At 54.5% G+C, this 10,069-nt stretch carries 11 protein-coding genes and 1 tRNA gene; 2 read left to right on the top strand and 10 right to left on the bottom strand.

From position 1 onward, the window contains the following. Nucleotides 1-126: 126 nt before the first annotated feature. A tRNA-Lys gene (locus tag FC18_RS05070) sits at nucleotides 127-199 on the bottom strand. Nucleotides 200-397: 198 nt separating this feature from the next. On the opposite strand from FC18_RS05070, the gene FC18_RS05065 reads away from it, so the two are divergent. After that, on the top strand, nucleotides 398-1,213 hold the full coding sequence (locus tag FC18_RS05065; protein WP_054679101.1) for a Cof-type HAD-IIB family hydrolase: 816 nt from the start codon (nucleotides 398-400) through the stop codon (nucleotides 1,211-1,213). A 70-nt stretch (nucleotides 1,214-1,283) separates the two neighbouring features. Here FC18_RS05065 and FC18_RS05060 read toward each other — a convergent pair whose 3' ends face one another. From FC18_RS05060 to FC18_RS05035, 6 genes are all read right to left on the bottom strand, one after another. Further along, nucleotides 1,284-1,616 (bottom strand): PTS sugar transporter subunit IIA, encoded by a 333-nt coding sequence (locus tag FC18_RS05060; RefSeq protein WP_054679097.1) that lies wholly within the window; start codon nucleotides 1,614-1,616, stop codon nucleotides 1,284-1,286. 87 nt (nucleotides 1,617-1,703) lie between these two features. After that, nucleotides 1,704-2,012: a PTS sugar transporter subunit IIB gene (locus FC18_RS05055; protein WP_054679095.1), complete on the bottom strand. Its 309-nt coding sequence runs from the start codon at nucleotides 2,010-2,012 to the stop codon at nucleotides 1,704-1,706. 151 nt (nucleotides 2,013-2,163) lie between these two features. Further along, the gene (locus tag FC18_RS05050) at nucleotides 2,164-3,270 is read right to left on the bottom strand and encodes a DUF871 domain-containing protein (protein WP_056975636.1); all 1,107 of its coding nucleotides are present in this window, start codon (nucleotides 3,268-3,270) and stop codon (nucleotides 2,164-2,166) included. A gap of 81 nt (nucleotides 3,271-3,351) precedes the next feature. Continuing rightward, entirely contained in the window at nucleotides 3,352-3,786 is a 435-nt protein-coding gene (locus tag FC18_RS05045; RefSeq protein WP_054679090.1) for a DUF3284 domain-containing protein, read from the bottom strand. A gap of 51 nt (nucleotides 3,787-3,837) precedes the next feature. Next, a complete protein-coding gene (locus FC18_RS05040; RefSeq protein ID WP_054679087.1) occupies nucleotides 3,838-4,020 on the bottom strand; it encodes a hypothetical protein in 183 nt (60 codons plus the stop codon). Nucleotides 4,021-4,065: 45 nt separating this feature from the next. Further along, complete coding sequence (locus FC18_RS05035; protein ID WP_054679084.1) at nucleotides 4,066-5,424, bottom strand: PTS sugar transporter subunit IIC; 1,359 nt, start codon at nucleotides 5,422-5,424, stop codon at nucleotides 4,066-4,068. Nucleotides 5,425-6,054: 630 nt separating this feature from the next. Here FC18_RS05035 and FC18_RS05030 point away from each other — a divergent pair. Beyond that, nucleotides 6,055-6,372: a hypothetical protein gene (locus tag FC18_RS05030; RefSeq protein ID WP_054679081.1), complete on the top strand. Its 318-nt coding sequence runs from the start codon at nucleotides 6,055-6,057 to the stop codon at nucleotides 6,370-6,372. A gap of 57 nt (nucleotides 6,373-6,429) precedes the next feature. Here FC18_RS05030 and FC18_RS05025 read toward each other — a convergent pair whose 3' ends face one another. The 3 genes from FC18_RS05025 to FC18_RS05015 form a co-directional block, all read right to left on the bottom strand. Beyond that, complete coding sequence (locus FC18_RS05025) at nucleotides 6,430-7,467, bottom strand: branched-chain amino acid aminotransferase (RefSeq protein WP_056975634.1); 1,038 nt, start codon at nucleotides 7,465-7,467, stop codon at nucleotides 6,430-6,432. A gap of 175 nt (nucleotides 7,468-7,642) precedes the next feature. Next, the gene (locus tag FC18_RS05020) at nucleotides 7,643-8,734 is read right to left on the bottom strand and encodes a PTS sugar transporter subunit IIC (protein WP_235804210.1); all 1,092 of its coding nucleotides are present in this window, start codon (nucleotides 8,732-8,734) and stop codon (nucleotides 7,643-7,645) included. 289 nt (nucleotides 8,735-9,023) lie between these two features. Continuing rightward, nucleotides 9,024-9,953, bottom strand: a complete 930-nt coding sequence (locus tag FC18_RS05015) for a ribose-phosphate diphosphokinase (protein WP_054679078.1) — start codon at nucleotides 9,951-9,953, stop codon at nucleotides 9,024-9,026. Nucleotides 9,954-10,069: the final 116 nt, after the last annotated feature.

Genomic DNA, 10,069 nt, shown 5'->3' with positions numbered 1-10,069 from the left:
AGGACGAACTCCAAATGATAAATTTACTATTCAACACCGTTTGACATAGTTCCGAATTTTCGGGGTAAAAATCCCCAGAGCACAAAAAAACAGGACGTTTCCGCCCTGTTTCACCTGTGTATATGCTGGGTGGTCAGGGGATCGAACCCTGGACACCCGGATTAAGAGTCCGGTGCTCTGCCAGCTGAGCTAACCACCCATATACTGCATCGCCATGCGACTTAACTATAATACATGATACAGCCCGCCTTGGCAACAGTTTCAGCGGAAAAAGTCGCAAATTACGTCACAAATTCCGTGGGCAAAAAATGTAACCGATTACGCGCAATAAAACACAATTGGCCCCGATTTAAGGTAGAATAAAAGTATATACTTTTAACGAAATCGAGGACTCACCATGACAGACATCAAACTAATCGCAACGGACATCGACGACACGCTGCTCACCAGCCACGGCGTCATTTCCCCCGCAACGGTTGCAGCGCTGAAAACGGCACTCGCTGCCGGCATTAAGGTCGTGCCGTGCTCGGGTCGGCCGCTTGCCGGGGTGCGCCGCTACATGGACACACTGGGCATCGATGGCGATGAGCAGTACGCCATCACCTTCAACGGCGGCGTGGTTGAAACTGCTAGCGGCACCGTCATCCAGACGCTCAGCCTGAGTAACGACCTGTACCGCCGCCTCGACGCCTTCTCGACCACCGAAAAGGCCGGTTACTACGTCCTGGATGCCGCCAGCACCGTCTTCACCAGCAACAAGGATGTGGACCGCTACACCGTCGTGCAGGCGTGGGAGAACCGGGCGGGGTTGTACATCCGCACTCCAGACGAAATGCCGGCGGACTTCACCCCCGTTAAGGCCGCGTTCGTGGGCAGCACCGCCGAACTTGACCGCATCGAACCCGCAGTGCTGGCCGCATTCGGTGATGAAGCCTACATCGTCCGCGCCGGCAAGAACTTCCTCGAAATCATGAACAAGGACGCCGGTAAGGGCAACGGCCTGCGCGCCCTCACCGCGGCGCTCAACCTCACGCCCGACCAGGTGCTGGTCTTTGGCGACGAGAAGAACGACCTGCCAATGTTCGACTTCGCCGGCACCGCCGTGGCCATGGGCAACGGCTCTGACCTCGCCAAGAGCCACGCCGATTACGTCACCAGCAGCAACGACGAAGATGGGATTGCTGCAGCGCTGAAGCACCTGGAGATCATTTAACAATACGTAAAAGGACCTGGCCCCGCAGCTTAAGTGCTGTGGGGCCAGGTCCTTTAGTGTCAATCTTCAGCTAGTCAAGCCGGCCGTACAGGTCGACAATCTCGCCCGCCAGATCCCGGAACGTGATGGCGTTCATAATGTGGTCCTGCGCGTGCACCATCAGCAGGCTGACCTGCACGTGGTTGCCCTGAGCTTCCTGCGTCAACATGTCGGTCTGCGCGTTGTGGGCGGCAACCATGAATTCATCGGCTTCCTTGAGCTTTGCCTTAGCCGTTTCCTGGTCACCCTTCTTCGCCGCGTAAATGGCTTCAAAGGCCGAGCTCTTCGCGTTCCCGCCGGCCATGATGAGGTTCATAATCGTCTGTTCATCTGCTGCGTGTTCCATGTGTAAATTCTCCTTCATGTGCGCACACCCGGCATCCCCTGCCCGGTGCGCGTCCGATTAAAAATGCCCACGCACCGGTGGGCATTTTTGTTTCCATTAACCTAACTACTTATCTGCCAACGCCAGGGCATCCTTCAGCACTTTGGGCCCGTTCATGAGGCCGTAGTCGCGCATGTTGATGACCGCGACGGGGCAAGCGGCACTCTTCTGGAATTCTTCCAGCATGTACTTCACCTGCGGGCCGAGCATCAGGACGTCGGGGTGCTCTGAGTCCAATTTGGCCAGGGCATCTGCGGCCGCGGTGGCGAAGATCTCAACGTCCGTCCCCGAATCTTCAGCAGCCTGTTTCATCTTGTTCACAAGCAAGCTCGTGGACATCCCCGCTGAGCAGGCCAACATAATTTTCTTCGTCATTATTTCCTCCATTGACGACAAATGCTAGGCTGTAGCCGCGAACCCCCTCAGGAAAACGGCCTTCCTAGCATTTGCCAATCATTCATCGTTGTTTCACGTGGAACGAGCCACGTGCTAAAGCATACTCATATTAATGCGCAAACACATATCGTTATTTGGCCGTTACCAGCTGGAACGTCATCCACGGGTGGATCTGAGCCAGCAGTGCCAAGTCGCTATCTGCAACCCGGCCGACCTTGTTGCGCCGCCCGTCGTTCGGCACGCAGGTGAGCGCAATCTGCATCTCACCCTTATACCGGCCGTACTTGTCGTTCACAACCAGCACATCACCGCGCTGGAAGTTACCCGTTTCCCCATGGGCCGGAATGGAGGCGTTGCCGTACTTAATGCGCGGCAAGGTTGAACGCAGCAGGTAATCTGATGCGTCCCCACGGTACAGGTGACTACCAGAGATGCCGTCCAGGACAATCGCCTTTTCGGTATCCGTGATGTCGGCGTTCAAATCGACAGTCAGCTGCGGGTTCGCAGCGTTGAAGCTATCTGCGGCCGCTTTGAGCTCGGCCTCAGAGGCATAGGCGTTCCCAATAATCACATCATCCACCATCCCCGTCAGCAGCAGGTGTTGCACTTGGGTCGCAATCGGACGCGTCCGGTCGCTTTCCATACTAGGCAGCCCCTCACTGACCGGCCACGGCCCGAACGTTGCGGACGCTGCGGAGACGAAAGCAGCGGTGTGCAAGTTGTTGTCGCGGTATGGCTGCGAGTAGTCCACGAAGTACTGGTCCGACAGCCCCGTGTACATCTGGGGGTAGAAATTGTGGCAACCGAGCAGATTATCGGTGTTCGGGTGGTAACTCATGATGCTGGCGAGATAGTTCGTCCCCGCCGACATGTTAATTTCAATCTTCAGTCCAAATGGATTGCGGGTCATCCGCGCTTCTTCCACCCCGGTGAAACCTTCGTCAAGACGCAGGCCCCAGACACCGAGATTGTGGAAGAAATGCAGGTCATCGTACGTTACGCCCAAATCCGTGAACAGCGCTGGATTGATGTCGACAATCGTCTTGAACCCCAATTTGTTCGCGTAATCGATGGTTGCCTTGAAGCGCTCCAGGTTGTCCTCCCCCGCGTCCCCGTGCAGTTGCAACAGTGACGTGAAGATACGTTTGTAGCCGTACTTTGCCGCTAAGTCCAAATACTGCTGATCTTCTGCCAGACTAGTGTGGTCTGGATATACTGAAATTCCGAGTTGCCGCATATCAAACACTCCTTATCGTCGCGGCGGGGGCCAGTCACAGTTCCCGCCACGTTATCCCAATTACCAATCGACGTAACTTGCTCAGCCTACTTCAAGCATCTTGGCGTAGTCTTGCGCAATTTCCGCCGCCATCTTCTTAAACCGCCGCTTGCGGAACCAACCGAGCATGAAGCCGGTCAGCTTGTTGTTGGCGTTCACCGTGCTGTTCTCCCCCGTCACTTGTTCGGTGTAGTGGAACTGCGCGACATCATCCGTCAACTGGCTCACGTTGTAGCTCACACTGTACGTATTGCGCCCAGTGCGCATGGAGTACGCATAGACACCCTCGGGCCGGTAATCGGTCACCAGGAACCGCCCGTACGCCCCATTAGCGAGCTTCCGTTTGTAGGCGAAATGTGCAAGCTGGTTAGCCTGTAAGTTCTTCCCCGTCTGCTCGTTAATGTCATACAGTGACGACTCAATCAAGCGGTTGAAGAAGTACGCTGCTGGTACGTTCAGTTTCATCTGGATATCCATGGAAAAAACACTCCTTACTACACGCGGCTAATTCCGCAATCCTAATGTCTACTACTTATCTGTCTTCTTGGTGTGCTTCTGCTTCGCCTGGCGCCAGTACATCACGCCGCAGATGACTGCCAGTGCCGCCCCGTTTAGGATGAGCGCGTTCGCCATCATCCCCGAAGTCGCCCGGCTGAACATGACTAAAAGCAAACCAATGTTGAGCAGAACTAACAAACTTTTATCCTTCATGTCCATATCCTCCGACTAACAAAAGCAACATCGTTCAACAACTAATTAGTATTCAGCAGGCTTAATCTTGTTGGCAGCCTTAACGAATGGCAGGTAAATCAGGAACCCGATAATCCCGTTAACAATCTGTAGGACCGGTGCACGCCAGTCAAGGGTGGCAATCAAGGAGTTCACGATTGGTGGCATGGACCAAACAATCTGCGTCTTGATTGGGGAAACCCAACCAGCCTGCATGACGAAGTACGCGATGGTAACCATAACGACTGGTGCCGCCAGGAATGGAATGAAGTAGATTGGGTCAAGCACGATTGGCAACCCAAACATTACTGGTTCGTTAACGTTGAAGAACCCGGGTGCAATCGCCATCTTGGCCACGGCCCGCTGGTCATCACGCTTGGAGAAGAACAGGATGGCGAGCAGCAGGAGCAAGGTTGAACCAGCCCCACCAATCCATGCGTACAAGTCAAATGCATTACGTGTCCAGATGTAAGGCAGGGCCTTGCCGGCATTGAATGCGGACATGTTCGCAACTTGCGCGGTCAGCCAAATCCCGTCAAGGACAGGGCCAAGGACGTTGGTCCCGTGGAGACCGAAGAACCAGAACAGCTGAACCAGGAGGGTCATCAGCAGCACTGCCCCGTAACCTTGGGACAAGTTCAGCAGTGGTTCCTGGATAATCTTGGAAATAAACTCGATCACGGTTGTTGCCGCGAACTTGGTGAAGGCCCAGGTAATAATCCCGGAAACGTACATTGCGACGGTCGCCGGAATGATCCCGGTGAAGGCAGCAGCAATTGCAGGTGGGACAGAATCAGGCATCTTGATTGTGATGTGCTTCTTCATGAGCCAGATGTAGATTGCGGCCGCCAGACCACCCATCAACATAACGGTGAAGAACCCAGCAGCACCGAAGTAGCTATTGAAGTTGAAGAAACCCCAACCGGAGATGCTGTTCCCAGTAACAGCAGCGCCAGCCTTAGTGATGATGTCGGTGTCCGCCTTGGACAGTGCCTTAGCCAGGGTAATGGTGTAACCCTGAGGCAGTGTCATCAGGAAGGTCCCCAGAGTAACAATCCCACCTGTGATTGGTTCAACCTTGTACTGAACAGACAGCTGGTAACCAAACGTAAAGGCGAAGATCAGACCCAAGACAGCCATGGACCCGGTCCAAACTTGACCGTTAACCCCAATCAGGGGCTGCATTGCGTTGACGAAACCGGTCCAGCCGAAGCGGCCAGGAATGTCCCGGACCAGAGCGTTCAGGACGGTCGCCACGGCCCCAGCCATGGTTGCGGGCATGATGCTAATGAAGGCATCACGCAGCGCCACGAGCCAGCGAACGGATCCAATCTTCGTGGCGATCGGCACCAGGTGCTTGTTCAGCCATTCAATAAATGAATTCATGTGATTCACTTTCCTCTCAACTATACTATGTTGCGCCGTGTGCACGGCGAAAAATTTAAAAATTTCAGTTCCAGTCGACCTGCGCGCTGTGGTCAATTGGTATGAACCAATAGTAGCGCTTTCACATAATTCGTCAATATGGTTCATGCGTTTTCATGCATTTCAAGCGCTTTATTCAATGGTTGTCTACCTTGGTCCAATAACAAACAATCGCATCCAAAGCCGCCAATACAAGCGTTTTCAGGTTTATTTCAAAAGCGGTTTTGGTGGGTACAAATATTATTGGGCTTTTTTGGCTTGCATAATATACCGGTAAAAAATTGGTTCCCATACAAAAATAGCCGAAATATATTGCTATTTCGGCTTTCGTGCCCGTCATTATCCGGGTAATATTTATTCATTTGGGTATGTATACTTAAGTGGTCTAGTACAAATCTTGCACTTTGCGTTTTTATTCGCGCACCATCAATGTGCTCGAAACCTTATTATACCAGGTAATTCGGGGTTTACAAGCAAAATCTGGGGGGTAATATTGTGGTGCACCAATTTGTTGTTGCTACTTAATTCGTACACAAGTTGTACTTGCACATGTGCACTTGTTGCGCGCGATTCCCTGGAAGGATGAGCAGAATGGCAGAAAACTTTCCTAAAGCAGTACGGGCTGAGCAAGGCGCGCACGTACTGAAGGTGTACTTCGCTGATGGCAGCGTCCGGTACTTGCTGGATCACACGGCAAAGGCGGACCAGGACTTCTGGACCAAAAAAGGCGGCATGACCATCAAGAACGCCCTGGCCACCCGTAATGGTTGGTGGGCGTGGATGGGCAACGAAATCACGGTTAATGCTGACGGCGCCATCGTCGTCAACGGCCGCGACGTGTATCCGCCCGCCGAGATTGCGGCCAACAGCCGGGAGACCGTTGCTGGGCTTTACCACCAGCGGAGCTAAAGAAACGGCCCGAAGCGATTGGCTTCGGGCCGTTTTCTTAACTATTAGTAGTGTTAATTACAATTCAACGTCGTAAACCCAACCATCTGGGCCCTTCTCGTCGCCGAACTGAATCGCGGTGAGTCGGTTGTACAACTTCCGGGTGTACGGGCCAACCTCAGTTTCGGAGAAGAAGACGTGCTTCTTGCCATTATGGGTGATCGAACCAACCGGCGAGATGACGGCCGCCGTCCCCATGGCCCCAACTTCGGTGAACTTGTCGATGTCGGCCACCGGAATGACGGTTTCTTCTGGTTCCAAGCCGAACTCAGGCGCCAACGCGAGCAGTGACTTCTTGGTGATGGAAGGCAGGATGGATGGTGACTTTGGCGTCTGGAACTTGCCGTCCGCGGTGATACCAAAGAAGTTCGCCCCACCGAGTTCCTCGATGTTCTCGTGCAGCCGGGGGTCAAGGTACACAACGTCGGAGAAACCGGCCTTGTGCGCGTTCTGTCCTGGCAGCAGGCTAGCCGCGTAGTTCCCGGACGTCTTCGCCTGCCCGGTCCCAGCGTGGGCAGCCCGGTCGTAGGCGCCGGTTTCGTAGGCGGTTGGCGCAAGGCCACCCTTGTAGTACGCGCCAACTGGGGTCGCGAAGATTACGAGGGTGAAGTCGTCCGCCGGCTTCACCCCGACCATTGGCGTCGTGCCGAACATGAATGGGCGCAGGTACAAGGTCGCACCAGTGCCGTATGGCGGTACGAAGTCCTGGTTGGCCTTCACGACGGCACGGCAGGCTTCGATGAACTTGTCTTCAGGGAATTCAGGCATCACGAGCCGGGCCGCAGACTTGTTCATCCGCTTGATGTTCATGTCGGGCCGGAACAGGTTAACCCCGCCGTCCTTCCGCCGGTACGCCTTGAGTCCTTCGAAGACTTCCTGGCCGTAGTGGAACACCTGGGCACCTTCGCTCACGGACATGAAGGAGCTCTCTTCAAGTCCGCCTTCGCTCCACTGGCCATCCTTATAGTAAGCACGGTAGCGGTAAGGTAAATCATGGTACGAGAATCCGATGTTTTCCCAATCGAAATCTTCTGGTTTTGCTTTGGTCTCTGACATGGTGATTTCCCCCTTAGATTTGGCGCGTTACGCACGCTGCCCGGTGCAGCCGTGCGTCGCTCTTGTCATCATTATATTCTCATTTACTGATTGTGCCACTGGATTCCGGGTAATTTTGCCACCCGTTAATAATTTCGCTGGTTAACGGCAATATTTCCCGGGAAATAACGCCAGTTTACAGTTCGACAATCTTCAGGTCGTTGGCCTGCGTGCGGCCCGCCGCCGTCATTACGCGGTAGTAGATCCAGGAGGCAATTACCGGGATCACCACCCCAAAGGCGATTAACACCGCCAGTCCGGCCGGGTTATTCGGAGCCAGCCACAGCGGGGCAATCAGCGAGTTCAGGCCCAGACCCGCGATGGAATATGGCACCTTGAAGTTGAAGAACACGACGGCGAACACGGCGCAAATCGCTGCCACCGCGAGCGGCCCCCCCGCTAGCAGCGGGTTCTTCAGCAGGTTACTGAATTGAATCTTGGGGGTCACCAGGGTCTGCGCGATGTTGGCCCCGATACTGTTCTGCCGGTACGACATCGCGGTGAACGATACGAACGCCACGGTGGTACCAATCAGTGCTGCGCCGGCAGACATCGGATCCAGCTGCACGGCAATTGCGAGCGCCGCCGAGGACGCCGGCGTCATCAGGAACAGGAACCACGCGGCGGACACGAGGGCCGCACCGATGATTGGACTCACCTGCATCGTGTAGGCAAGTTCCTTGCTGACCCAGTTAAGGGCAGGTGTCGTAACCGCCGCGGTGGCCAGTCCCACGATGGACCCGGCGAAGCTAACGGTGAATGGTACCAGTACCATGTCGAGTGGTGTCTTACCCGTCATCCACTTCCCGAGCACGGCGGCGAAGACCCCCGCCAGAACGGCGGAGACCGGCTGGCCCGACGTCAGGATGATTGATCCTGCTGCCTGGGCGCCGTGCCAACCCGTGGCGGTCACGGCGTCAGCGAGGCCCGCAGTACTGAAGTAAACCGCGTTCGAGCCCACCGTTGACGCAATCATGGTGGCCCCTGTCACCAGCGTGGTGGTCCGCAGCATCATCGCGATGGTAACCCCCAGCGCGGGTGCGAGCAGTTTCTGGGCCATCGTGCCAACCTGCGCCATAGCGGTCCAGTGTGTGGCCGTGCCGATGGTGTTCAGCAACAGGCCCATGCCCAGAATAACGAGGATGGTGTTCCCAATCCCCTGCGAAACAGCGTAGACCCAGTCCTTCATGGTCATTTCAGACTCGGGCTTTTGTGTTGTTGTAGCCATATGTATCCTCCTCATGAGTTCGGGGAAGTATCTGCACAGAGGCAAATTTCCCCTGCAAAAAAATTATGTATGTCGCAGAAGTCAGCTATGTGCCAGCTCCTTTGAAGAGATATATTATCAGATTTTAACTAGTTGTCAATAATCTAATTCAAAATTCATAATTAAATCACACCTAAGTCGTGCCGCTGTATTTTTCCAAAAAATTCGGCGTACAAAAAAAGCCAAAACACTGCACAACAACTATGTGCAATGTTTTGGCGCTCTAAGCTTCAGGCCAAACCCGGCAGTATTAATCTTCAAACAAGTCGTGAATGGATTCGTTCTTGCTGATGCGGTCGATGGCGTTCCCAATCAGTTCACCAACACTAAGCTGCACCATGTTCGGCAGGCACTTCTCTTCGGGAATGTTGATGGTGTCGGTAACCACAATCTTTTGCAGTGGCAACTTGCTCAGGCGCGTTGCGGCGCCGGCAGAGAGCACGGCGTGGGTCGCAATCGCGTAGATGTCCTTAGCCCCAGCTTCCTGCAGGGCAATAACGGACTCTTCAATGCGGGTGGCCGTGTCGATCATGTCGTCCACGATGATTGCGGTCTTGCCGGCAACGTCACCGATGACGCCGACGTTCTGTTCACCAGGACGGGCATCCACGATTGCCAGCGGCGCACCCAGGTGTTCTGCCAGCTTCCGGGCGAGCTTGGTGCCGGAGTGGTCAGGGGCAATGGCCACCACGTTATCGGTAATCTTGTTGTCGATGAAGTAGTGGGCGATGAGTGGCAGGGCGCGCAGGTGGTCAACGGGAATGTCGAAGAAACCCTGCACCTGGTCGGCATGGAGGTCAACCGTAATCACACGGTTCACGCCGTCCATCTCAATCATGTTCGCAATCATCTTCGCGGTGATTGGTTCGCGGGCCCGTGCTTTGCGGTCCGCACGTGCGTACCCGTAGTACGGAATGACCACGTTAATCAGGTGGGCACTAGCACGGCGCAGCGCGTCAACCATGATCATGAGTTCCATGAAGTTCTCGTTGACCGGATCGGACACGGACTGGATTACGTACACGTCCGCACCCCGAATGGACTTATCGATATCAATCTGGATTTCGCCATCCGCGAAGTGCTTAACGGATGCGGGTGAAAGCTCCATGTTCAGCGATGCCGCCACTTTTTCTGCAAGTGGGTAGTTACCGTTCAATGCAAACAGCTTAATGTTAGCCATTATTTCCTCCAGGTATTTTCCGAATGTTCTATCTACACTAGTCATTATACAGAAAATTCCGGCAACGAGAAACTAAACCGCGTTTCTTTTCCGCATATTTGCGGGAAAACGGCCTG

Origin of the sequence: Lacticaseibacillus sharpeae JCM 1186 = DSM 20505 (genome assembly GCF_001436225.1) — a bacterium.
GTDB classification, from domain to species: Bacteria; Bacillota; Bacilli; order Lactobacillales; family Lactobacillaceae; genus Lacticaseibacillus; species Lacticaseibacillus sharpeae.
Note: the sequence above shows the minus strand (reverse complement) of the source record. Positions and strands in the feature narration are given on the sequence as shown.

What these genes read in the sequence shown, in the direction of transcription:
- FC18_RS05065 (WP_054679101.1), top strand. Translation starts at nt 398, where the DNA reads ATGACAGACATCAAACTAATCGCAACGGACATCGACGACACGCTGCTC.
- FC18_RS05060 (WP_054679097.1), bottom strand. Translation starts at nt 1,616, where the DNA reads ATGAAGGAGAATTTACACATGGAACACGCAGCAGATGAACAGACGATT.
- FC18_RS05055 (WP_054679095.1), bottom strand. Translation starts at nt 2,012, where the DNA reads ATGACGAAGAAAATTATGTTGGCCTGCTCAGCGGGGATGTCCACGAGC.
- FC18_RS05050 (WP_056975636.1), bottom strand. Translation starts at nt 3,270, where the DNA reads ATGCGGCAACTCGGAATTTCAGTATATCCAGACCACACTAGTCTGGCA.
- FC18_RS05045 (WP_054679090.1), bottom strand. Translation starts at nt 3,786, where the DNA reads ATGGATATCCAGATGAAACTGAACGTACCAGCAGCGTACTTCTTCAAC.
- FC18_RS05040 (WP_054679087.1), bottom strand. Translation starts at nt 4,020, where the DNA reads ATGAAGGATAAAAGTTTGTTAGTTCTGCTCAACATTGGTTTGCTTTTA.
- FC18_RS05035 (WP_054679084.1), bottom strand. Translation starts at nt 5,424, where the DNA reads ATGAATTCATTTATTGAATGGCTGAACAAGCACCTGGTGCCGATCGCC.
- FC18_RS05030 (WP_054679081.1), top strand. Translation starts at nt 6,055, where the DNA reads ATGGCAGAAAACTTTCCTAAAGCAGTACGGGCTGAGCAAGGCGCGCAC.
- FC18_RS05025 (WP_056975634.1), bottom strand. Translation starts at nt 7,467, where the DNA reads ATGTCAGAGACCAAAGCAAAACCAGAAGATTTCGATTGGGAAAACATC.
- FC18_RS05020 (WP_235804210.1), bottom strand. Translation starts at nt 8,734, where the DNA reads ATGGCTACAACAACACAAAAGCCCGAGTCTGAAATGACCATGAAGGAC.
- FC18_RS05015 (WP_054679078.1), bottom strand. Translation starts at nt 9,953, where the DNA reads ATGGCTAACATTAAGCTGTTTGCATTGAACGGTAACTACCCACTTGCA.